The following is a 22580-nucleotide window of genomic DNA, read 5'->3' as shown; positions in this document are numbered from 1 at the left end:
GTTCCTTCAGGTGTTGACACTGCTATTCAGATTGCTGGCATGCAGGCCGCATTCCAGGCTGTCGCGCTGTTCCCACCACCAGCGCCCGGCGCGCACGTCTTCACCGGGACGAATGGCGCGCGTACAGGGCTCGCAGCCTATGGAGGGGTAGCCTTGGTCGTGCAGCGGGTTGTAGGGGATGCTCAAGCCACGGATCACGGCCCAGACATCATCCTGAGTCCATTCGATCAAGGGGTTGAATTTCTGCAGTCCAAAGACGCTGTCGTATTCCTTGCTGGACAGCTCGGTGCGGCTGGCGGTCTGTTCGCGGCGTTGGCCGGTAATCCAGGCCGATCGGCCTTGCAAGGCACGGCGCAGCGGCTCCACTTTGCGGATTGCGCAGCATTCTTTGCGCAGCTCCACACTTTCGTAAAAAGCGTGTGTGCCGTGTGTGCTGACGTGTTCCTGCACCCGGTCCGGGTCAGGGTGAAAAAACAGGATGGGGCGTTCGTAGTGCTGCTGGATGTCGCGGCCCAATTGCAAGGTCTCTTCGTGCAGACGACCGGTATCCAGGGTGACAGTTTGCAGCTCGGGGGTGTAGATGGACATGGCATGAAACAGCACCATGTCTTCCGCGGCCAGGGAACTGGCCAGAACGGCATCCGTGTGTTCGCGCGCGATGTATTGCAGATCGTCGCGCAGCTGTTTCCACAGCATCAGGGGCCGGGCGCTCAGGGCAAGCGCGGCAGGGGCTTGGGCGGGCATGATCAGATGTCCTTGCGGCAATACCAGTACCGGCCCTGCTCAAAACGGAGTCACGTGGGCCGCGCTATCGCCTTACATGGTTCATGGAATGATGAGCCAGTGTGCTTGCGCGAGCCCACGCTGGGAACGAAGTATTAGTTAGGTGAATATGCCCTTGCTGTATTTAGCCGCCTTGTCATCGTGTTTTCAGGCGCGTCGGCTGGCGGCAATAATGGCGATGATGACGATGCAGGACAGCCAGGTCAGCAGGTCTACTTGCTCGCTTAACCATACCGCTGAAATCAGTACAGTCAGAAAAGGCTGGGCCAGTTGCACCTGACCAATACGCGCCACACCGCCCATGGCCATGGCCTTGTACCAGGGGAAGAAACCCAGCAGGGAAGAGAACAGGGCCAGGTAGAGCAGGGCCATGACAGATTGGGAAGAGGGCATTTCTGTCATGGGCAAGGTCAGCCACAAGGTGGCGGGAATGGTCAGCGGCAGGCTGGCTGCCAGGCACCAGCAAATGGTGCGCCAGCCACCCAGGGTACGAGCGACACGGCCACCTTCGGCATAGCCCACGCCAGACATGAACACCGCCAGCGCCAACCAGATATCGCCAGTTTGCAGCGCACCTTCACCAATATAAAAAGCGTAGAGCAGCACCAGTACGGCACCCAGCAGGCTCAGCATCCAGAAGCGGCGGCTCAAGGGGTCTCCGCTGCGGGCAGAGGCAACAATGGCGGTAGCCAGAGGAATCAGTCCGCTCAAGACGGCCCCGTGCGAGGACGGCACGGTCTGCATGGCAATCGAGGAAAACACGGGCCAGCCTACGATCACACCTGTACAGGACAGGGCAATACCACGCCATTCCGATGCCGTGGGGCGACGGCTGCGGGTTGCCAGCAAGATGATGGCCGCAAACACCCCCGCGATACTGGCTCGCGCCATCCCGATCAGCCAGGGATCAAAGCTTTGCACCGCCAGCCGCGTCATGGGCAAGGTGAAGGCAAAGACGGTAACCCCGATAAAAGCGTAGAGATAGATCAGCAATGCTGGGGCGGTACTGGGCATGGGAAGACTGGTGCTGCGGCTCATGAAAATCACCACGGATGAGAAATAGGTTTATCACAGCTTTGAGCTTAAAATAAATAAGCAATACAGTTGCGATACAGTTCATCAATCAGTCGGCCAAGCTGTACTGGTCAAACTTCCGCTACAGTCGGTTTTCTCGCTTAAAGGTCAGCATCATGGAATGGTTGGATTGGCAGCCCGTGCGCGGTTCGGACGTGACGCTTAGCGATCAGTTGGTCGCCTGGGTACAGCAGGCCCTGCATTTGCGTTATCGGGGTGGCAGCCGCTTGCCTTCGGTGCGTCGGTTGGCGCAGTCTGCCGGTGTCAGTACGCATACCGTTGTGGCTGCCTACGACAAGTTGATGGCCTTGGGCCTGGTGGAGTCCCGGCCCGGCTCAGGTTTTTTTGTGCGGGTGCGCAGCCCTCGGCGTCTGCGTTCCGAATCCCTGCACGTAGAAAAGAATGAGCCGCGCAAGATTGATGTGAACTGGATGTTGAACAGCTTCATGGGGCATAGCGATAGCGCGGGCATTCCCCGTCAGTGGCTGGATAACGAGATGATTCTGGCGGCCTTGCGACAGGTCAGCCGTAGTGCAGGCTCCAATTTGCTGGGCTATGGGCATTCGCATGGCTATAGACCTTTGCGTCAGCATATTGCGGGGCAACTGGAAGATAGCGGCATACAGGCAGATCCGGATACCCAGCTTTTATTGTGTAGTGGCGTGACGCAGGCGCTGGATTTGCTCTTGCGCCATTGGTTGCGACCCGGTGATGCGGTCGTTGTAGAGGATCCTGCCTGGTACCTCTTGTTTGCCCGTCTGGCCGTGGTGGATGTGCGAGTGCTGAGTGTGCCGCGCCGTGCAGATGGCCCGGACCTGGCGGTGTTGGAGCAATTGGCGCGCGAGCACCGTCCACGTCTGGTCATCCTGAATACCGTGGTGCATAACCCCACCGGCTTTAGTTTGAGCCCGGCGGTGGCGCACAGCATTCTGACTTTGGCCCAGACCTGGGACTTCCACATTATTGAAGACGATACCTATAGCGAGCTGCATGCCAATCCTGCCTGCCGTCTGGCCCAACTGGATCAGTTGAACCGGGTCACCTTAGTGGGAGGCTATTCCAAGGTGATGGCCGCTGGCTTGCGGGTGGCCTATATGGCAGCGGCCCCCGAGCTTTTACAGGCGCTGGTGAATCTGAAAATGCTGGCGGGGCTGACCTCGCCAGAGCTGGGCGAGCGGGTAATTCACCGGGTACTGGTAGACGGTCCCTATCGCAAGCACCTGGAGCGGCTGCGCCGCCATGCTGATGCCGACAGGCATAAAACCCTGGAGCAACTGGCTCATGTCGGTCTGGCGCCGGATGCACCGCCTCAGGCGGGCATGTTTGTCTGGGTGGATACGGGTGTGGATACGGAAAGTCTGGTGCGCGCCCTGGGGCGGCCGGGGCATTTATTGGTGCCGGGGGCCTTGTTTTCTCCGCAACAGCAACCATCTACATATATGCGCATCAATGTTTCTTTAGGCGACGATGCCTCATTTTGGCGTGATTTTGCCCGCTGTTTGGGCGATGCCAGGCAGTCGCTTCCTAGTGTGCCCAGTGAAGTAGCCTTATAGCTTGAACGCTGATAGTTGCACTGTCATCTAGCTCTGTTAGCATAAGTCTGTGCGACGCATAGATTGAAATTTTTATGCGGAGTGCGATAGCTAATAGCAATGAACATTATTGCATTAATCAATTTTACTAATTGAGAGGGGGTTCCTATAATGAACTCACTATCAATGATTAATCACTCACCGGAGCATGTATGTCTTTGATCAACACCGTCATCAAACCTTTTAAAGCACAAGCTTTTCACAACGGCAAATTTATCGAAGTCAGCAACGAAACCGTTGCGGGTAAGTGGTCTGTTTTCGTTTTCTACCCAGCCGACTTTACGTTTGTCTGCCCAACCGAATTGGAAGACCTGGCCGAGAACTACGCGGAGTTCCAGAAACTGGGCGTGGAAATTTACTCCGTGTCCACCGACACTCACTTTGCTCACAAAGCATGGCACGACACGTCGGACGCCATTGGCAAAGTTAACTACCCAATGCTGGCTGACCCAACTCATCAGCTTTCGCGCAACTTTGAAGTGCTGATTGAAGAAGAAGGTATCGCTCTGCGTGGTACGTTCGTGGTGAACCCAGAAGGCGAAATCAAGGTTCTGGAAATCCACGACAACGGTATCGGCCGTGTGGCTTCCGAACTGCTGCGCAAAGTTAAAGCTGCTCAGTACATCGCCGCTCACCCCGGTGAAGTTTGCCCAGCTAAATGGGAAGAAGGCGCCAAGACGCTGACTCCTTCCCTGGATCTGGTTGGCAAGATCTAAGACCTTTTTAAACACGGGTCTTAAGCGGTGGTCGGCGCTTTGCGCCGCCACCCCGGTGCCTGACCGGTTCAGGCACCTCAAGTTGTTTCGTTCAGTACAGGATAAAGGGCGTTTCACATGTTAGATGCAAACATCAAAACTCAATTGAAGGCTTACCTCGAGAAGATCACGCAACCGATCGAGATCGTTGCAACGCTGGATACTGGCGCCAAGTCCGTCGAGCTGCGCGAGCTGTTGCAAGAAATTGATGGCTTGTCCGACAAGACCAGCTATCGCGAAGATGCGGATGCGCAAGAGCGCAAGCCTTCCTTCCAAATTAACCGTCCCGGTACCGACATTAGCGTGAGCTTTGCGGGTATCCCGATGGGACACGAATTTACTTCTTTGATTCTGGCCCTGCTGCAAGTGGGCGGCCATGAAATCAAGCTGGATGCCGCTGTGATTGAGCAGATCCGTAATCTGCCCGGCGACTTTGTTTTTGAAACGTATTTCTCGCTGTCGTGCCAGAACTGTCCTGACGTGGTGCAGGCTCTGAACGCCATGTCCGTGATCAACCCACGTATCAAGCACGTGGCGATTGACGGTGCCCTGTTCCAGGACGAGGTTCAGCAGCGCAACATCATGTCGGTTCCGGCTGTGTTCCTGAATGGCGAAATGTTCCATCAAGGCCGTGCCAGTGCTGAAGAGTTGCTGGCCAAGCTGGACACAGGCGATAACTCGGCTCGTGCTGAAGCCTTGAATGCCAAGGACGAGTTTGATGTGCTGATCGTCGGTGGTGGCCCTGCTGGTGCAGCCGCTGCTGTGTATGCTGCTCGCAAGGGTATTCGCACTGGTGTGTTGGCCGAGCGTTTTGGTGGTCAAGTCCTGGATACCATGTCTATCGAGAACTACATCTCGGTGGTTGAGACCAATGGTCCTGCCTTTGCCACAGCGCTGGAGCAGCACGTTAAAACCTACGATGTGGACATCATGAATCTGCATCGTGCCAAGGGTATTCGCCGTGAGGGCAAGCAGGTCATCGTGGATGTGGATGGTGGCGCTCAGTTGAAAGCCAAGTCCGTCATTTTGGCAACGGGTGCCCGCTGGCGCGAGCTGAATGTTCCTGGTGAGCAGGATTACCGTAACCGTGGCGTGGCGTACTGCCCGCACTGTGATGGTCCTCTGTTCAAGGGCAAGGATGTGGCTGTGGTCGGCGGTGGTAACTCCGGCGTGGAAGCGGCGATTGACCTGGCTGGTTTGGTCAAGCACGTTACCTTGATCGAGTTTGGCGATGCCTTGCGTGCTGACCAGGTTTTGCAGACCAAGCTGCGCAGCATGCCTAATGTGACGATCATTACGCAGGCTCAGACTACGGAAGTTCTGGGTGATGGTGCCAAGGTTGTTGGTTTGAATTACCTGGATCGTCAGACTCAGGAAGCCAAGAGCATCAAGCTGGACGGTGTGTTTGTTCAGATTGGTCTGGTGCCAAATACGGAATGGCTCAAGGGCAGCGATGTTGGTTTGTCGCGCCATGGCGAGATCGAGGTTGATGTACGCGGTGCAACTTCGCTGGCAGGTGTCTTTGCTGCCGGTGACGTGACGACTGTGCCTTACAAGCAGATCGTGATTGCTGCAGGTGAGGGTGCCAAGGCTGCGTTGAGCGCGTTTGACTACCTGATCCGTAGCTCGGCTGAAGTTGAAGAGCCGGCTGCAGAGAAAGTGACTGCTTAAGTCGTTCTGATTGTTGGAACTGGCTGTTCAAGAGGGCCACCCTGTTTGGGGTGGCTCTTTTTTTTTGTCTGTGGGTGGGGGGGATAAGTAGTAGTTGTTGTGTATCGGGAGTACTTCAGCATTGATTGCGTTCTTTGAGAAAAGTCGTCTCAGGAAAGACGCCGCTCAAGCCGTCTGCCCCTGCCTCGGGGCTTGACTACTTGCCGGTGCTGCGCACCGGTACCCTTGTCTGTTCTGGAATCCGGGCGCCCTGTGAACTCGCGGGGTACTTGGTCCCCCGGACCAAGTACAAGCGTCCCGCTCAAACAGCACAGGGCTTGCATCCCGGATTCCAGAACAGCCCGCGGCAAGCAGTCTGAATCGCCCCGAGGCAGGGGCAGACGGCTTGAGCGGCTCAATGCATGAGATGGCGTGATTTTTCAGTCGTTTCATGGACGAGCTATCGCGCGAGTTCAGAATGCGCCCGTCCTGCCTTTCTGACCACTTGCCGACGCGTAGCGTCGGCAAGTGGTCAAGCCCGGCGCCCCCGCAAGCCGCAGCAGTGGTGCTTTATTGAGATTGCCTATGCATTAATCCACAAGAAGCCCTGCTACAGATCCCCTTCAAGCTCCGGCCAGTTCCCGCCGAGTACATCTGCACAGACCTGTAGCCATGCTCTGGCTGCCTGCGACAGATACCGTCCATTCCACAGCAGCGCCACTTCCCAGTTCAGTGCTGGTTCCACCACTTCTTTTGCAACCCAGTCCCCCGGTTCCAGACGAGACAGAAACGGCTGGGGCAATAAAGCCACCCCCATTCCTGCCTGCGCCATGGAAGCCACCCAATCCCACTGATTGCTTTGCGCCGCGATATTTGCCCGTAAGCCCGCATGGGCGAAAGCGCGTCGCAACATACGGGTCAGGGCGTAGTCTTCGCCCAGGAAGATCAAAGGATGTTTCTCCAGCTCCCGCAGCTTGATCTTCTTTTGCGCACCCGCCAGCGTATCTTTATGGCCAATCGCCCAAACCGCATGTTTGGCCACGGGGGTAGCCGATACATTCAGCTCCGGCCCCAAAGGCAGAATACTTAGCCCCATTTCAACCGTGCCCGCCGCAACCATGCGTTCAATTCCCATGCCGGTTTCTTCATGCAGAATCAGCTCGATCTGCGGATGCCGGTTCTTGAAGCTCTTGAGCACTTCCGTAAACAGCACATTAATCATGGGTGGAATGCCCAGATCCAGGCGACCGCGCTGCAAGGCCTGTACCTCGTGAACCTCTCGCAGCAAGCCTTGCATGCTCTGCAAAACCTCCTGCCCTCGCTCCAGGACCACCTTGCCGCAATCGGTCAGCTGCAATTGGCGATGATCGCGAATCAGCAGGGGCTCGCCCAGTTCATCTTCCAGCTGCTTCACCATCTTGCTGATGGTCGATTGCGTCACGTTCAGGCTCTGCGCAGCTTGTGTAAAGCTTTGATGTTTAACGGTTTCAATGAAGTATCGCAAGGATCGAATGTCCATGATTGGCTGGCCTTTTATCTATGACTTTTACGACTTCTTAGGAGTTATTTTATTCATTATGGCGATGCTATGCTGGCTTTGTTCAAAAAACATAAACGCCTGTTGTCAGGGCGATTTCGGCTTTTTATCTCCGGCTCATACAGCCCTTATTTTTAAAGCGTGATGTCGTTCTGTTGCGTGAAGATTTCGCCTGGCGCTTTCGGCCCTGGCTCCTTCCGAAAGCAACAACAGGTAGATCAATGACACAGAGACAGGAGCACACGATGTTCAAGGATCGCATTCGTTCCCCCGAATTGGAAGGCAAAGTCATGACCGCTCAGGAGGCAGTCGCCTTCTTCAAAGACGGGATGAATGTCGGGATGAGCGGTTTTACACGCGCTGGGGACTGTAAGGTCATGCCTCGTGCCTTGGCCGAGCGCGCCCAGACCGAGCAATTAAAACTGAATGTGGTTACCGGCGCCTCGCTGGGTAATGATAGCGACGGCATGATGGCCGAGGCCGGTGTTCTGGCCCGCCGCTCGCCGTTCCAAGTGGACTCGGTGCTGCGCCGTCATATCAATGAAGGCAAGGTCCTGTTCACTGATCAGCACTTGTCCCTGACGGTGGAGCACATGCGCTCGGGCAACCTGCCTGCCATCGACATTGCCGTCATTGAAGCGGTTGCTATTACTGAAACCGGCGCAATTGTGCCGACAACATCGGTAGGCAACTCGGCCAGCTTTGCCCAGCAAGCCAAACAAATCATTGTTGAGCTGAACCTGAGCATGCCGGTGGAAATGGAGGGCCTGCACGATATCTATGTGCCTGAAGCCCGCCCCAATCGCCAGCCTATTGAATTGACGGATGTGGACCAGCGTATTGGCACCACCGCTATTCAGGTGGATCCTTCCCGCATCGTGGGTATTGTGGTGACCGATGCTTTGGATAGCCCCTCCAGCGTGCTGCCACCTGATGAAGAAACCAAGGCAATTGCCGGTCACATTATTGAATTCCTGAAAGGCGAAGTAGACGCTGGCCGTATGAGCCACTCCTTGCTGCCCTTGCAAGTTGGTATCGGTACGATTGCCAATGCCGTCACTTACGGCCTGCTGGATTCTCCCTTCACCGATCTGAAGATGTACTCGGAAGTTTTGCAGGACAGCGCGATTGCCATGCTGGACTCCGGCCAACTGAGCTTTGCCTCGGCTTCGTCCTTGACTCTGTCTGCCCCCAAAATGGCGCAGTTCCTGGAAGGTCTGGATAGCTACCGCGACAAGCTGGTGCTGCGTCCACAGGAAATCAGTAATCACCCGGAACTGGTGCGTCGTTTGGGCATTATCGCGATCAACACAGCCCTGGAATTTGATATCTACGGCAACGTGAACTCCACGCACGTCTGTGGCACGCACATGATGAATGGCATTGGTGGCTCGGGCGACTTCGCTCGCAATGCGCACCTGTCCATTTTTGTCAGCAAGTCCGTGGCCAAAGACGGTGCCATCTCCAGTGTGGTGCCCATGGCATCGCACGTAGACCATTGCGAGCACGATGTGGCTGTGCTGGTTTCCGAATGGGGCCTGGCTGATTTGCGCGGTTTGGCTCCTCGTGAGCGTGCCCGCGTCATCATCGAAAAATGTGCTCACCCCGACTACCGTCCTGCTTTGCTGGACTATGTTGAACGCGCCAGCCAACGTGGCGGCCATACGCCCCACATCCTGGAAGAAGCCTTGTCCTGGCACGTTCGTTTCCAGCAGGAAGGCACCATGAAACAGGAGCAGTTCCAGACCCAGGAACTCGCCACTGCGTAGTCCATCAGGTCTGGTAATGCGTAGCCGAGTCAGTCCGGCAGCGTAGACCTTACAAATTGACCTGATCGCCCCTGGCATTCCACCCGTGCCAGGGGCATTTTTTTAGCGCTAAAATTGCGGATTCTGCTGCGTTTAGCGAGGCCGGCGTGTTTGAACAAATCGGTATTGTCAATTTCTGGGCCTTTGTGGTGGGCACGGTGTTTATCGTGCTTTTGCCCGGACCCAACTCTTTATACGTTCTGGCCAGTGGCGCCGGACATGGCGTGCGTGAAGGCTATAAAGCCGCATTGGGCGTTGTCGTGGGCGACGGCATTTTGATGACGCTGACGGCTTTGGGCGCAGCCTCGCTGCTCAAGACGCTGCCCATGTTGTATATGGGCATACGCTGGCTGGGTGCGGCCTATTTGCTGTATTTGGGTGTGCGGCTGTTACAGTCGGCCTTCAGGCAAGGCGGCCCGGTCCAGTCCGTGGACACGCGTTTGCGTCACGAAACCCGTTTTCGCAAAGCCTTGTTCCTGAGTTTGTTGAACCCCAAGGCCATCTTGTTCTTCCTGTCCTTCTTCGTGCAATTTGTGGACCCGTCCAAAGGTCACACCGGCCTGGCCTTCATGTTGCTGGGTCTGGTGGTGGAGCTGATCAGCATTTGTTATTTGTCCTTGCTGATTTTTGGCGGTGACCGCCTGGCAGGAATTTTCCGACGTCATCAGCGTCTGTCCCGTATGGGCAATGGCTCGGTGGGGCTGCTGTTCATGGGCTTTGCGGCCCGCATGATCAGCGACTAGGCCAGCCGCTTCAGAGCGCAGCAGTTCTGACAGCACTTATTTATCAGTTTTAAGGAAAACACCATGAGTAGCAAAATCCGTGTCGGTATTGCAGGTTACGGCAATTTAGGGCGAGGCGTAGAGCTGGCCCTGGCACAAAACCCGGACATGGAGCTGGTCAGCGTTTTTACTCGTCGTGACCCTGCTTCCCTGCGTCTGCAAAGTGCAGGCGTGCCCGTGCGCGCCCTGGACCAGATCGAACAGTACCGCAATGATATTGACGTGCTGATTCTCTGTGGTGGCTCTAAAAATGACCTGCCCGAACAAGGCCCGGCCTTGGCGCGCTGGTTCACAACCGTGGACAGCTTTGATACCCACGCCCGTATCCCCGAGTATTACGCGGCAGTGGATGCAGCAGCTCAAGGCGCTGGTACAACCGCTCTGATCGCAGTGGGTTGGGACCCAGGCCTGTTCTCGCTGAACCGTCTGTATGGCGAATGCGTTTTGCCTGTTGGTCAGACTTACACCTTCTGGGGCAAGGGTTTGAGCCAAGGCCACTCCGATGCGATCCGTCGTGTTGCCGGTGTAGCCGGTGGTGTGCAATACACCCTGCCTATCGAAGCCGCGGTACAGCGCGTGCGCAATGGCGAACAGCCTGAGCTCAGCACCCGTGAAAAGCACAAACGCCAGTGTTTCGTCGTGCTGGAGCAGGGCGCCGATGCTGATACCGTGCGTGAAGCGATTGTGACCATGCCTGACTACTTCGCAGACTACGACACCGAAGTGAACTTTATCGACGCCGAAACCTTGGCTCGCGATCACGCTGCCATGCCACATGGTGGTTTTGTGATCCGTAGCGGCCAGTCGGGTTCGGGCTCGCAGCAAGTCGTGGAATACGCGCTGAATCTGGGCAGCAACCCGGAGTTCACCTCCAGCGTGCTGGTCGCTTACGCGCGTGCCGCTTACCGCATGAACCAGCAAGGGCAGATCGGTGCTCAAACTGTGCTGGACGTGGCTCCTGGCCTGCTCTCGCCCAAGTCGCCTGCGCAGTTGCGTAAAGAGTTGCTGTAACTTTCAGTTTGAAGTGTGCGGCCCGGCTCAGCGTATCTGAGCCGGGCCGTATGTTTCACTTGTTCGTGGGCAAATGATTCAGCCGGGCAATAAAGGGTAAAATAGCGCTCATTTCCCATTATTTCGAGTGTTCTCATGCGCTTACTAATCGCACTATTACTACCCTGGCTGGGTTTTTTCACGATTGGTCGGCCTGTGGCAGGCATTATTTGCCTGATTTTGCAGTTGACCGTGATTGGATGGATCCCTGCCGCTATCTGGGCGGTCTATTCGCTTAGCCAATACAAGACTGACAAGAAAATCGAGCAAGCTCTGGGCAAGCGTTAAGCCCAAGGTTTTTCTTCCCTATTTGTACGTCTGAGCAGGCCATGATGCGCTTGCTCAGGCGTTTTATATTTTTTTGCTGATACAGCCATGACCCTATCGTCTCCCGTGGGCCATTCCTCTGAGTCCGGTGAGCAAACGGTATCCCTAGACCCCAAGGCTGTGCCACGCCTGGAACTTCGCAATATCACCAAGGCCTACCCGGCGGTGGTGGCCAACGACAATATTTCCCTGTCTATCCTGCCGGGGCAGATTCATGCCGTGCTGGGGGAGAATGGCGCGGGTAAATCCACCCTGATGAAGATTATCTATGGGGTGGTCAAACCTGATCAGGGCCAGATTTTGTGGGACGGCCAGCCTGTCCAGATCAGCAGCCCGGCTGCGGCCCGGCAACTGGGCATTGGCATGGTGTTCCAGCATTTTTCCTTGTTTGACACCCTGACTGTCACGGAAAACATTGCGCTGGGTTTGCCAGCCTCCACCAATATGCAGGAGCTGGCTGGTCGCATTAGCGAGACTGCCGGCCAATATGGTCTGGATCTGGACCCGCAACGTCACATTCATACCTTGTCCGTGGGCGAGTGCCAGCGAGTGGAGATTGTGCGTGCCTTGCTGGGCAAGCCCAAGCTGCTGATTCTGGATGAGCCCACCTCGGTATTGACCCCGCAAGCGGTGCGCCGCTTGTTCGGCACCTTGCGCCAGCTGGCTGCTGAAGGTTGCAGCATTGTCTATATCAGCCACAAGCTCGATGAAATTCGCGAGCTGTGCAATGCCTGTACGGTCATGCGCATGGGCAAGGTCACGGGGTATTGCGATCCTCGCGAAGAAACCACGGCCAGTCTGTCGCGCCTGATGATTGGTGCCGAGCCTCAGTCTCTGGGCGAACGCAGCACGCAACAAGGCGGGACGCTCTTGCAGGTACGTAATCTGCAATTGAGCAAATCCCATCCTTTTGCCTGCGAATTGCAGGATGTCAGTTTTGATCTGCACCAGGGCGAAATTCTGGGTGTGGCCGGTATTTCCGGTAATGGTCAGCAGGAATTGCTGGCCGCCTTGTCGGGTGAAGATACCCGCGCACGGGCCGACATGATTGTGCTGGACGGCCAGGCGATTGCCCAACGCGATGCGTCCTGGCGACGTGACCAGGGCATGGGCTTCGTGCCTGAAGAACGCTTGGGACGCGGTGCTGTGCCGGAGCTGTCTCTGGCCCAAAACCTGCTGCTGTCTCATCAAAACCCGGAAACAGTGAAGCGTGGTTTTCTGCGCTTTCCCAGCATTCGCCGTCTGGCGGGCGGGATTATCAAGCGTTTCCGTGTCAAGACGTCCAACGAGCAGGCTGCTGCCAACAGCCTGTCGGGCGGGAACCTGCAAAAGTACATTATTGGCCGTGAAGTTACCCGTCAGCCGCGCATTCTGGTAATTGCCCAACCAACCTGGGGGGTGGACGTAGGGGCTGCCGCCCAGATTCACGCCGAGCTGCTGGCCTTGCGCGATGCGGGCTGCGCCTTGCTGGTCATCTCTGAAGAGCTGGATGAATTGTTTGCGATTGCCGATCGCCTGATTGTTATCTCCAAAGGTCGTATGTCTCCCTCTATTCCCGTGGCGCAAGCCAGTGTTGATCAGATTGGGCAATGGATGAGCGGTTTGTGGGAGGAGGGTGAACATGCTCAGGCTTGAGACTCGTGCCACGCCCTCTACCTTGATGGCCTGGTGTTCCCCTTTGCTGGCGGTCTTGCTGACCATGGTGGTCGCCGGAACCCTGTTCTGGTCGCTGGGCAAAAACCCACTGGCGGGTTTGAACGTATTTTTTCTGGAGCCTTTGCGTGACCTGAATGGTTGGGCTGAGGTGGGCGTCAAACTGGTGCCCTTGCTGCTGATTTCGGTCGGTCTGGCAATCTGTTTCCGGGCCAATATTTTCAATATCGGGGCGGAAGGGCAGTTGGTGATGGGGGCCTTGGCCGCCGGGGCCTTTATTCTGCAAGTGGACGATGGCGATAACGGCGGTTTTTTCCTGATTACCGTCGCCCTGGCTTGCGGCATGTTGGGCGGTATGGCCTGGGCCGCGATCGTGGCTTTCCTGAAAGACCGCTTTAATGCCAACGAGATTCTGGTGTCCCTGATGCTGGTTTATGTGGCCCAGCACTTGCTCAGCTATCTGGTGCACGGTGCATTGCGTGATCCCGATGGTTTCGGCTTCCCGCAGTCCAGCCTGTTTTCGGATGGCTTTTTGCTGCCCGCCGTCATACCCGGCACTCGCTTGCATAGCGGTATTGTGCTGGCGGTGATCGCATCGGTGGCGGCCTGGCTGTTCCTGACACGCAGTATGGCCGGTTTCCGCTTGCGAGTGGGCGGCATGGCCCCGCTGGCAGCCCGTTACGCCGGTTTTTCTTCCCGTAAGGCCTTGTGGAGTTCCTTGCTGATTTCGGGCGCATTGGCCGGTCTGGCTGGTGCAGCAGAAGTCATGGGCCCGGTTGGGCAACTGACGCCTTCGATTTCTCCCGGCTATGGTTTTGCAGCCATTATTGTGGCCTTTGTGGGGCGACTGCACCCGCTGGGACTGATTTTTTCCTCTTTTGTGATGTCCTTGCTCTATATCGGTGGGGAATTGGCCCAAAGTCGTTTGGGTCTGCCTAACGCGATTACTGGCATTTTCCAGGGCATCCTCCTGTTTTCCTTGTTGGCTTGTGACGTGCTCATCACCAAGCGTTTGGTCTGGAGAAAGTAATGGACGCGATTGCACCTTTGCTAGCCGCAACCATCAACGCAGGCACCCCTTTGCTCCTGGCAGCCTTGGGTTTGCTGATCAATGAAAAGTCGGGCGTCATCAATCTGGGCTCGGAAGGCATGATGCTGATGGCGGCCATTGTGGGCTTTGCCGTGGCCGTGCAAACCGGCAGCCCCGCTTTGGGCTTTGTACTGGGCGCGGTAGTTGGCATGGTCATGGCAGCCGCTTTTGCCTGGCTGACCGTCTGGCTGGGCGCGAATCAGGTGGCTTGTGGGCTGGCTTTGTCCTTATTCGGAGTTGGGGCCTCGGCCTATATCGGCTTGCCCTTTACCGGCAATTCCCTGGTCGTGACCAAGCTGTCCATTCCCGTACTGAAAGATATTCCCCTGATCGGGCCTGCTTTCTTCCAGCAGCATTACATGGTCTACGTGTCCTGGGTGCTGTGTATTGCCGTGGCCTGGTTCCTGGCCCGCACCCGCTCCGGTCTGGTGCTGCGTGCGGTGGGTGAATCGCCTGCCTCGGCGCACTCGCTGGGTTATAACGTGCGCTACATTCGCCTGGGTGCCCTGATGTTTGGTGGTGCCTGCTGCGGTCTGGCCGGTGCCTTCATCTGTCTGGTCTACACCCCCATGTGGGTCGAGAATATGGTCGCCGGGCGTGGCTGGATTGCCCTGGCGCTGACGACGTTTGCAACCTGGCGTCCCTGGCGCGTGATGCTGGGCGCCTACTTGTTTGGTGGGGTCACGATCCTGACCTATCATGCGCAGGCTCTGGGTGTTCCGGTAGCCTCGCAATTGCTGGCCATGATGCCGTATCTGGCCACGATTATTGTGCTGGTTTTAATTTCCCGAAACGCTAACTGGATCAGGTTGAATATGCCTGCATCGCTTGGCAAAAACTTCAATCCCAACAACTAGAGGACTGACATGACTGGAAACTTTATGCGCAAGGCCCTTTTGGCCGCTGCCATCGCTTCCCCCTTGGCCGCCTTGCCTGTGTCCGCTCAGGCAAACGATCAAGAACCCCTGAAAATTGGTTTTGTATATGTCAGCCCTATCGGTGAAGCCGGTTGGACCTGGCAGCAGGATATTGGCCGTCGTGAAATGGAAGAGGCCCTGAAAGGCCGCGTGGTCACTCAGTACGTGGAAAACGTGCCTGAAGGTGCTGACGCAGAACGCGTCATTCGCGATCTGGCCCAGCAAGGCAACAAGCTGATTTTCACAACCTCGTTTGGCTACATGAACCAGACGCAGAAAGTGGCCAAGCAGTTTCCAGACGTGAAATTCGTCCACTCCACCGGCTACAAGACGGCTCCTAACGTGGCAACCACCAACGCCCGTTTCTACGAGTCCCGTTACCTGGCTGGCGTGCTGGCTGGCAAGATGACCAAATCCAATGTGGTCGGTTACGTGGGTGCTCACCCCATTCCTGAAGTGCTGCAAGGTATCAACGCCTTTGCTATCGGTTTGAAGAGCGTGAACCCTGAAGCTCAGGTGCGTGTGGTTTGGGCCAATAGCTGGTACGACCCAGGTAAAGAGCGTGATGCGGCTGTGACCTTGCTGGGTCAGGGCGCAGACGTGGTGACTCACCACACCGACTCGACTGCTACCGTGCAGGCAGCTGAAGAAGCGGGCAAGTACGCGATTGCCTACCACTCCGACATGAGCAAGTTTGGTCCTAAAGCCCAGCTGGCTGCGGTGACTCACCACTGGGGTGACTACTTCACTCGTAAAGCCACTGAAGTTCTGGATGGCAAATGGCAGAACGACAGCACCTGGGGTGGCCTGAAGTCCGGTATGGCTGCTTTGGAAGGCTTCGGTCCTGAAGTGCCCGCCGACGTGAAAGAGTTCGTTCTGGCCAAACAGGCCGAGATCGTGGCTGGCACACTGCAACCCTTTGCCGCTCCTATCAAGGACAACGACGGCAAAGTGCGTTTGGAATCCGGCTTCCTGGATGACGACGCTTTGAACCGCATGGACTACTACGTGGAAGGCGTGGCCAGCAAACTGCCCAAGCAGTAATCTGCCTCGCAGTCTGTAGATAAACAAAGCCCCTTGTCGGAGAGTCCGACAAGGGGCTTTGTTATAGGTGGCCGGTGTGGCTTTTCAGGCTGTTGCTCGGTTTAAGCCTGAGCTTGTTCTTTGTTTTGTTTAGGACTGGTTTGTCGTCGCTCAGGACTACAGGTCTGATGCATAGAGCAGAAATACAGAGCTGAGATACGGAGTCGATATACAGAATCGACCTATAACCCCCGACCTCTAGATCCACCCTCAGTACTATGCCGCCTGCGCAGGCCGCTTCCGTCCCAACCGTGTCGATGCCCGCATCCAGCGCAGAGTCATCAGCACGGCAACCACAGACAAACCTGTCACCAGTCCAATCCAGATCCCCATCCCGCCCATATTGAACTGGAAGGCCAGCAGAGAGCCCGTAGGAACGCCCAGCACCCAGTACCCTAGCAAGGCCAGCAACATGGGTATGCGCGTGTCATGCAGGCCGCGTAGCATCCCCGCAGCCACGGCCTGGGCACCATCACTGATCTGGAACAGCGCCGCCAGTGCCAGGAAGGTAATGGCCAGCTGAATAACGGCCTGGTTCTCGGCCACATCCAGATCCAGGAACAGACCAATCAGGGTCAAGGGGGCGAACCAGAACACCAGGGCCGCCAGTCCCATGAAGCCTACCCCCAGAATGTAGGAAATCCAGCCAGCACGGCGTGCGCCCAAAGGATCGACCCGGCCCGCGGCCAGCCCTACACGGATGGTGGCAACCTGGCTGAAGCCCAGCGGGATCATGTAGGACACCGAGCAGATCTGCATGGCAATCGCGTGTGCGGCCAGATCCGATTGTCCCAGTACGCCCATCATCATGACGGCGGCGTAAAAGACCAGTGTTTCCAGGGTGAAGGTAATCGCAATCGGGATACCCAGCGCCCACATTTTCCACAGACGCTTCACACTCCATTGCCAGGCATCGTTAAACAGGTAATAACGTCGGAAACGGGGATCGTTCAGAACCACCCAGCTTAGCCCTGCGAACATGAAAATGCTGGACAGGGTCGTAGCCAGACCGGCTCCCGCCAGTCCCATTTCGGGCATGCCCAGATTGCCGAATACGAACAACCAGCCCAGCAAGGCATTGATCCCAATGGCCGCGATGGCAATCACCAAGGTCCATCCTGGCTTTTCCATTGCCGCCAAAAAGGAGCGCAGCACGATATAGCCCAGATAAGGCAAGAGCGCCCATTGCAGCGTATGCATGTAATTGACGGAGCGCGCTGCGACGACAGGGTCCTGCCCCATCATCAGCAAGATGTGCTCGGCATTCCACAGCACAAGCCAGGCGGGCAGGGTGATCAGCAAGGCCGTTAAAAAGCCGTGACGGATGATTTGCTGAGACTCGCGCACATTACGCAGTCGCCGCCCCAGGGTAGTGGCCAGCATGGGAACCACGGCCGACACCAGGCCCATGCTGAAAATCATGAAGGCTTGATACAGGCTGGCGGACAGGGACCCGGCGGCCAGCTCATCGGGGCCAAGACGGCCCATGTAAATCAGGTTGGTTGCCAACAGGCTGACTTGAGCCAGATTGGTCAGAATCAGAGGGCCGCCCAAGCGCAAGGACGATTGCAGCTCCGCCAGCCAGAGCTGGCTCGGGCTGGTAGTTTGAGACTTTGCAAACATGGTTTATTTGGCGCGAGGCAGGGACCAGGTACTGATAACTTGTGCGACAGCTGGACCACCGTTGGCCGGTTCCAGCAGAACATCGCCCGCGCAGGTACGGCCGGTCTTGTGAATCCGGGCGTGAGCCAGAATATCGCCGGGAGGGGCCTTGCGCAGGAAATTGATGGTCAGGCTGGAGGTGACGGCATCGGGGTTGCCCGTGGCACCGACCACAGCGGCATACAAGGCCAGATCAGCCAGCCCCATCAGCATGGGGCCTGCCACCATGCCCCCCATACGCTGGTGGGCATTGCGCTCGGGCAAGCGCAAACAGGCGTTGTCGTGGCCAATGTGCACGACATCAATACCCAGAACGGCGGCAAAGGGATGCAGACGCTCTAGAAGATCACGAAACTGAACAATATCGATTTTGGGTTCGGGTGCAGTGTGTGTGCTGGTCATGACGTCGTCACTGAAAAGAAGGCCGTTGTAAGAAAGGCATACTGGCTGGTACTGTATCAGATCGTCCCGCGTATCGGGGTAGTTCGGCGCCCGGCTGTTCAGGGCTGGACCCATTCCAATCGATCAGAAAGAAGCGAGGAGCATCATGAAACGCAGCGCAATTGTTTTTGCCTTGGGTTTGCTGGCATCCAGCGGCACCGTGATGGCACAAGGGCATGGAGGCCATGGTCATGGCACACCCGAACCGGTACGCGCCTTGAGCACACAGGTTCATGCCAGCCAATGCTGGGTGCGCATGCTCCCGGAGCCAGCCCCTTCGGCAGCGTATCTGGAGCTGGAAAACAAGGGCGAGCAGAGCGTGGCTTTGGTGGGGGCCAGCACCTTGTCATTCGGGCATGTGATGTTGCACCAGACTACTGAGCACGATGGCATGTCACGCATGTCGCATACGTCCGAGGTGGAGATTCCGGCGGGCGGAAAACTCAGCCTGAAACCCGGTGCTTTTCATGTGATGCTGGGGCAGGCCAAAGAAGATCTGGCTTTGGGTGAACGCATTATTTTGAGCCTGCATTTGTCTGACGATACGCAGGTCCAGGCCGAGTGCGAGTTACGTCCCGCCAAGACCCAGGCCTACTGATTCAGACAGGCACTTCTATATAGACGCTGGCCGTATTTGAATTGACCCCGAAAAGCTTGGATAGCGGTCTAACTTTCGGGGAGCTGTTCACTCAAGCGGCCAGTTCTGTTTTCTTGTTCAGGCTTGCAGTGCTGCCAGCACGGCCTGGTTGAAGGCCTTGGGATTGGCCAGATTCATGCCATGGGCTGCCAGAGGGATGCGGTGCATCTGATCCTCGCGCCGGTACTGACGAATGATATCCATGCAGTGGTGGTAGCGCGTGGGGCTGTTCTCGCCCGTGATGAAGCTAAGGGGCGCATCCAGCTGCTTGAGCCATTCCAGATCCGGGCCCTGATTGGGTTCTTGCTGCTGATCCAGCATGGTGTGGGCGTTGTCCTGAATCATCTCGCGGAACCAGCGCGTCATTTGCTTCCAGGTCCCCGAGCCATTGACCGTATCGACAAACAGAGCCATGGCACCATCACGGTCGCCTTGTTTCAGACGTTCGGCCACTTGCTGGAACAAGGGGGCGTAAGAATAGGCACCCGGAGTCGGAAAGCCGGGGTCCGCCAAGGTCAGGCTGGCCACTAGCTCGGGCATTCTTTGAGCCAGCAGCAGGGCCACATGACCGCCGCGAGAGTGCCCCACGATATGTACTTTCTCATCAGGGATATGCTGGTCCAGCAGGGCCTGCAAGTCCTGGGCGTGTTGCGCCGTGCTGAAGTTGCCAGGGCTGGGAGCACCGGGCCAGTAAGAGCGCAGGCTGGGAGCCAGAACCCGATACTGGCTAGCAAAGGCGGGGATCTGCCAGCGCCAGTAACGCCAGTCGCACAGCGAACCGTGTATCAGCAAAACGGGTACGCCTTGTCCCTGATCCACAAAGGTGTGGCGATAGCCTTGTGCGGTCAGTTCAAGCGTGGGGAAGTCGGCAAAAGGGTTTGTCATGGCAAGCAGTAGAGGTCAGGCTGGGATCCGTGGCCTGAAAAAAACAGACCGGGTCTGAACCCGGTCCGTGTGGCATTACGCGCTGGGTATTATTCCAGCAGTTTCAGGCGGCTGCGCGCTGTCTCGGCCGCTTCGGATTGCGGGTAGTCCTTGACGATACGCTGCAAGGTAGTTTTGGCACCGCTCAGATCGTTCAGTTCGATCTGGCTGGAGGCCGTTACCATCAGGGCGTCAGCCGCGCGTGGGCTTTGTGGGGAAGCTTTCACAAATGCCTGAAGTTTCTGGATGGAAGTCTTGAAGCTTTTGACGGCGTACAGGCTGCTGCCTTCGTAAAAGCGCACTTCGTCAGCCAGAACGCTGGAGGGGTAGGCGGCCAGAAAACCGGCAAAGGCATCGGCTGCGGGCTTGTATTGGCCAGCGCGGTAGGCGTCCATGGCGCTATCAAAGACGGCTTGTTCTTGTGGGTCCGCTGCGTGAGGGCTTTGCTGGCCGGGAGCCGGACTATTGCCCTGGCCCTGACCACTGGCTTGCCAGCTCAGTTTTTCTACCTGGCCGCGCAGCGACACAACTTCGGAGCGCAGGGTGTCAATTTGATCAGCCAATTGCAGGCGAGCCTGGGTGTTTTGCTCGTTCATCTGACGAATTTGCTGCCGCAGCTCCAAAATGGCGCGTCGGGCCTCGTCATCGGCAAAGGCCTTGGCCGGCAGGCTGGCGAACAGGGCGGCCGTAGCGATCAGGGTAACGGTCGCGAGACGAAAAGGCTTTTTATAAGCGTGCATAGTGAAGTCCGTTAAAAAATGTGCATCCGCAATGCGCAGGCTCCTCACCTGCCGGTTTCCCCTCTGTTGGGGGCTGTGATCTGGGGGCTTTGTGCCGGCCTGGCGAGCCCGCTGTCCAGCATAACGAATTTTCAGTGGATCGGGCGTACTGCCGATAAAAAACGCCGCGGCGTTAACAACCGCCACGGCGTCGGAACCACTTGGTCGATGCAGAAATTATCGTTGGTAAACGATGTCTGCGCGACGGTTTTCGGCGTAATCAGCTTCGGTGTTACCCAAGGCTTTTGGACGCTCTTTACCAAAGCTCACAGCTTCGATCTGGCTGTTGCTTACGCCCAGCAGACCCAGCATGCGTGCCACGGCGTCGGAACGACGCTGACCCAGAGCCAAGTTGTACTCGGCACCACCACGCTCGTCGGTATTACCTTCGATGCGTACGGTTTGCTGAGGATGGCTGCTCAGGTACGAAGCGTGCATTTCTACCAGGCCACGGTACTGGTCGTTAACCACGTAGCTGTCGTAGTCAAAGAACACCGAGCGTTGTTGTGCCAGTGGGCTTTGAGGGTTGAAGGGGTCCATGATCTGGCCTGCGCTAGCAGAGTCCGATCCTGTACCGCCGGTTGAACCGGAGTTTTGATCCAGAGGAACCGAGCTGCAAGCAGCAAGGGCGGCAGCCATAACGGCGAGGGTAAGACTTTTAAGAATGCGCGAGCTCATTTGAATTCCTTTTGAAAAAGAGTCACACAGGATGTCAGTTGGTAAATGGTCCCCAGGTGGGTTCGCGTACTTTGCCATTCAAAGACGAGAGGGTCTGACGAACGCGACCGTCCACGGATGTCACAGCTAGGACACTGCGGCCCCCCTGAACAGAACTATATAAGATCTGCATCCCATTAGGGGCGAAACTCGGAGACTGATCGTCGGGACCTGTCGTCAGCAGTTGCTCAGCTCCTGATGCCATATCTTGAGTGGCAATTCGGAAAGCACCGTTTCTGCGTGTGACGTATACAAGCCTAGTACCGTCTGCAGAGACCTCCGGTGAAATATTGTAACTCCCGTTGAAGGTAATGCGCTGTGCATCGTCACCACCCAGGCTCACTTTGTAAATATTGGGAGCACCACCACGATCGCTCACAAATACAAGGGAGTTGCCATCGGGCATAAAACTCGGTTCAGTATCGATCAAGGGAGAACGCATCACGCGGCGCAATCCGGAACCGTCCGTATTTAGCGTGTAAATCTGCGAAATACCGTCTCTGGAGAGCACAACAGCGACTTGGTTGCCGTTTGGAGCCCATGCCGGACTACTGTTATTGCCCTTGAAATTAGCCAGAGGTTCACGGTGACCAGTGGCCAAAGTTTGCACATATACAACAGGTTTGTCGTTTTCAAAGCTCACATAAGCCAGCTTTTTACCGTCAGGAGACCAGGCTGGAGAGATGATTGAGTGTCGAGAACGCAACATTACTTGCGGATTTTGGCCGTCCGCGTCAGCAATTTGTAACTCGTAATTGTTGCCTGTTTGCAACACGTAGGCCAGTCGAGTCGAAAAAACACCGCGTACGCCAGTAATTTTTTCATAAATCCGGTCTGCAATTTGGTGAGAAATACGGCGCAGTTCTTTTTCGCTGCCCGCAAAAGCCACCCCGTCCAGCTGTGTTTGACGGACCGAATCCACCAGGCGATAGCTGATGGAATATTGGCCGCCGGTCTGGGCGACCGAACCATAGGCCAGATAATCGGCACCACGATTGCGCCATTCGTCGTAGGCAATCGTGCTTTCTGCATTCAGACCAGCACCGGTGGCATTGATCAATTGGAATTGACCCGAACGGGTCAAGTCGGCACGGATAACTTCAGCCAGGGATTGGCTGGCTGGGTTGTCAGCAAAATCGGCGATCGCGATGGGGTACTGGGTAGCACCCACACCCGATATATCGACCCGCAGTTGGGCCTGGGCCGGTTGGCTGGCGAACATGCCAGCGGCCAGGGCAAACGCTCCAGTGGCCGTGGCGCGCCAATGACGACCTAAGGTCGCCAGGGCAGGGGTAGCGGCGGTCATTATGCAATCTCCT

The 22580-nt window shown here is 56.7% G+C and carries 21 protein-coding genes; 12 read left to right on the top strand and 9 right to left on the bottom strand.

The window, feature by feature from the left end:
* Positions 1-6 precede the first annotated feature (6 nt).
* Both DUD43_RS15010 and DUD43_RS15005 read right to left on the bottom strand, forming a co-directional pair.
* Complete coding sequence (locus DUD43_RS15010) at positions 7-744, bottom strand: phosphoadenylyl-sulfate reductase (protein WP_153230905.1); 738 nt, start codon at positions 742-744, stop codon at positions 7-9.
* Positions 745-930: 186 nt separating this feature from the next.
* Entirely contained in the window at positions 931-1821 is an 891-nt protein-coding gene (locus tag DUD43_RS15005) for a DMT family transporter (protein WP_153230904.1), read from the bottom strand.
* A 152-nt stretch (positions 1822-1973) separates the two neighbouring features.
* On the opposite strand from DUD43_RS15005, the gene DUD43_RS15000 reads away from it, so the two are divergent.
* The 3 genes from DUD43_RS15000 to ahpF all read left to right on the top strand — a co-directional run bounded on the left by DUD43_RS15000 (position 1974) and on the right by ahpF (position 5875).
* On the top strand, positions 1974-3410 hold the full coding sequence (locus DUD43_RS15000; RefSeq protein ID WP_153230903.1) for a PLP-dependent aminotransferase family protein: 1437 nt from the start codon (positions 1974-1976) through the stop codon (positions 3408-3410).
* Between the two features lie 191 nt (positions 3411-3601).
* Positions 3602-4165 carry an alkyl hydroperoxide reductase subunit C gene (ahpC, locus tag DUD43_RS14995; protein WP_153230902.1) on the top strand — a complete coding sequence of 188 codons (564 nt, stop codon included), beginning with the start codon at positions 3602-3604 and terminating at the stop codon, positions 4163-4165.
* A gap of 117 nt (positions 4166-4282) precedes the next feature.
* Positions 4283-5875 carry an alkyl hydroperoxide reductase subunit F gene (gene ahpF / locus DUD43_RS14990; protein ID WP_153230901.1) on the top strand — a complete coding sequence of 531 codons (1593 nt, stop codon included), beginning with the start codon at positions 4283-4285 and terminating at the stop codon, positions 5873-5875.
* A 589-nt stretch (positions 5876-6464) separates the two neighbouring features.
* Here ahpF and DUD43_RS14985 read toward each other — a convergent pair.
* Entirely contained in the window at positions 6465-7373 is a 909-nt protein-coding gene (locus DUD43_RS14985; protein ID WP_153230900.1) for a LysR family transcriptional regulator, read from the bottom strand.
* A gap of 263 nt (positions 7374-7636) precedes the next feature.
* On the opposite strand from DUD43_RS14985, the gene DUD43_RS14980 reads away from it, so the two are divergent.
* The 8 genes from DUD43_RS14980 (at position 7637) to DUD43_RS14945 (ending at position 16062) form a co-directional block, all read left to right on the top strand.
* On the top strand, positions 7637-9160 hold the full coding sequence (locus DUD43_RS14980) for an acetyl-CoA hydrolase/transferase family protein (RefSeq protein ID WP_153230899.1): 1524 nt from the start codon (positions 7637-7639) through the stop codon (positions 9158-9160).
* 146 nt (positions 9161-9306) lie between these two features.
* Positions 9307-9942, top strand: coding sequence for a leucine efflux protein LeuE (gene leuE, locus DUD43_RS14975; RefSeq protein WP_153230898.1), 636 nt, complete (start codon positions 9307-9309; stop codon positions 9940-9942).
* 63 nt (positions 9943-10005) lie between these two features.
* Positions 10006-10992, top strand: coding sequence for a diaminopimelate dehydrogenase (locus DUD43_RS14970; protein WP_153230897.1), 987 nt, complete (start codon positions 10006-10008; stop codon positions 10990-10992).
* Between the two features lie 135 nt (positions 10993-11127).
* A complete protein-coding gene (locus DUD43_RS14965) occupies positions 11128-11319 on the top strand; it encodes a YqaE/Pmp3 family membrane protein (RefSeq protein ID WP_153230896.1) in 192 nt (63 codons plus the stop codon).
* An 87-nt stretch (positions 11320-11406) separates the two neighbouring features.
* Positions 11407-12993: an ABC transporter ATP-binding protein gene (locus DUD43_RS14960; RefSeq protein WP_228125813.1), complete on the top strand. Its 1587-nt coding sequence runs from the start codon at positions 11407-11409 to the stop codon at positions 12991-12993.
* The gene (locus tag DUD43_RS14955) at positions 12980-14041 is read left to right on the top strand and encodes an ABC transporter permease (RefSeq protein ID WP_153230895.1); all 1062 of its coding nucleotides are present in this window, start codon (positions 12980-12982) and stop codon (positions 14039-14041) included. Before DUD43_RS14960 ends, DUD43_RS14955 begins: the two co-directional genes overlap by 14 nt.
* Positions 14041-14958 carry an ABC transporter permease gene (locus DUD43_RS14950; protein WP_153230894.1) on the top strand — a complete coding sequence of 306 codons (918 nt, stop codon included), beginning with the start codon at positions 14041-14043 and terminating at the stop codon, positions 14956-14958. Before DUD43_RS14955 ends, DUD43_RS14950 begins: the two co-directional genes overlap by 1 nt.
* A 24-nt stretch (positions 14959-14982) precedes the next feature.
* Positions 14983-16062, top strand: a complete 1080-nt coding sequence (locus tag DUD43_RS14945) for a BMP family ABC transporter substrate-binding protein (protein ID WP_009454862.1) — start codon at positions 14983-14985, stop codon at positions 16060-16062.
* Between the two features lie 255 nt (positions 16063-16317).
* Here the strand turns inward: DUD43_RS14945 and DUD43_RS14940 are convergent, their stop codons facing one another.
* Both DUD43_RS14940 and DUD43_RS14935 read right to left on the bottom strand, forming a co-directional pair.
* Positions 16318-17724 (bottom strand): MATE family efflux transporter, encoded by a 1407-nt coding sequence (locus tag DUD43_RS14940; protein WP_153230893.1) that lies wholly within the window; start codon positions 17722-17724, stop codon positions 16318-16320.
* A 3-nt stretch (positions 17725-17727) separates the two neighbouring features.
* Complete coding sequence (locus tag DUD43_RS14935; protein ID WP_153230892.1) at positions 17728-18165, bottom strand: PaaI family thioesterase; 438 nt, start codon at positions 18163-18165, stop codon at positions 17728-17730.
* 145 nt (positions 18166-18310) lie between these two features.
* Between DUD43_RS14935 and DUD43_RS14930 the strand changes: the two genes are divergently transcribed.
* Positions 18311-18802: a copper chaperone PCu(A)C gene (locus DUD43_RS14930; protein ID WP_153230891.1), complete on the top strand. Its 492-nt coding sequence runs from the start codon at positions 18311-18313 to the stop codon at positions 18800-18802.
* 117 nt (positions 18803-18919) lie between these two features.
* Here DUD43_RS14930 and DUD43_RS14925 read toward each other — a convergent pair whose 3' ends face one another.
* From DUD43_RS14925 to tolB, 4 genes are all read right to left on the bottom strand, one after another.
* Positions 18920-19726: an alpha/beta fold hydrolase gene (locus DUD43_RS14925; RefSeq protein ID WP_153230890.1), complete on the bottom strand. Its 807-nt coding sequence runs from the start codon at positions 19724-19726 to the stop codon at positions 18920-18922.
* 89 nt (positions 19727-19815) lie between these two features.
* Positions 19816-20505 (bottom strand): tol-pal system protein YbgF, encoded by a 690-nt coding sequence (gene ybgF / locus DUD43_RS14920; RefSeq protein ID WP_153230889.1) that lies wholly within the window; start codon positions 20503-20505, stop codon positions 19816-19818.
* A 216-nt stretch (positions 20506-20721) separates the two neighbouring features.
* Positions 20722-21222: a peptidoglycan-associated lipoprotein Pal gene (pal, locus tag DUD43_RS14915; protein ID WP_153230888.1), complete on the bottom strand. Its 501-nt coding sequence runs from the start codon at positions 21220-21222 to the stop codon at positions 20722-20724.
* 34 nt (positions 21223-21256) lie between these two features.
* Entirely contained in the window at positions 21257-22567 is a 1311-nt protein-coding gene (gene tolB / locus DUD43_RS14910; protein WP_009454880.1) for a Tol-Pal system beta propeller repeat protein TolB, read from the bottom strand.
* Between the last annotated feature and the right edge of the window lie 13 nt (positions 22568-22580).

The sequence above is a fragment of the Alcaligenes faecalis genome (genome assembly GCF_009497775.1).
Taxonomy (GTDB): Bacteria; Pseudomonadota; Gammaproteobacteria; order Burkholderiales; family Burkholderiaceae_B; genus Alcaligenes; species Alcaligenes faecalis_D.
The sequence above is the reverse complement of the archived record's forward strand: the minus strand, read 5'-3'. Positions and strand labels throughout refer to the sequence as shown.